At 74.8% G+C, this 365-nt stretch carries 2 protein-coding genes; one reads left to right on the top strand and one right to left on the bottom strand.

Annotated features, from left to right (window positions below):
• Nucleotides 1-175, bottom strand: a 175-nt coding sequence (locus UK12_RS45340) for a biliverdin-producing heme oxygenase (RefSeq protein WP_442973922.1), incomplete at its 3' end; no start/stop codon positions are given.
• Between UK12_RS45340 and UK12_RS45335 the strand changes: the two genes are divergently transcribed.
• Nucleotides 110-365 (top strand): biliverdin-producing heme oxygenase (locus UK12_RS45335; protein ID WP_197085404.1); only part of this gene is annotated, 256 nt, incomplete at its 3' end. The genes UK12_RS45340 and UK12_RS45335 overlap by 66 nt on opposite strands.

The raw sequence follows: 365 nt of genomic DNA, 5'->3' as shown, positions 1-365 counted from the left end.
GGGCGAGGTAGCCGTTCGGCCAGTCGGTGGTGAGCTCCTCGACCCGGGCGGTGTACGCGGCGGTGGCGGGCAGCGGGCTGAGCCCGGCCCGCCCGCCGGGGCCGCGCAGATCCTCCAGCTCGCGTTCGAGTGCGGCCGTCCGGAACAGCGCGGGATCGCTGAAGCGGCCGCCCATCGGACGCTCCGCCCCGATGAGTACCCCGAGCGGTCCTGGCATCTCTGGTTCGTCTACCGGGCGCTGGAGGGCCGGGCCGCCGACCTGGCGCAGCATCCGGTGGTCGGCCCGTTCATCGATCCCGCGCTGTTCCGTACGGCCGCACTCGAACGCGATCTGGAGCATCTGCGCGGCCCCGGCTGGCGGGCCG

It is taken from the genome of Saccharothrix sp. ST-888 (genome assembly GCF_000955975.1).
In the GTDB taxonomy this organism is placed as follows: Bacteria; Actinomycetota; Actinomycetes; order Streptomycetales; family Streptomycetaceae; genus Kitasatospora.
Note: the sequence above shows the minus strand (reverse complement) of the source record. Positions and strands in the feature narration are given on the sequence as shown.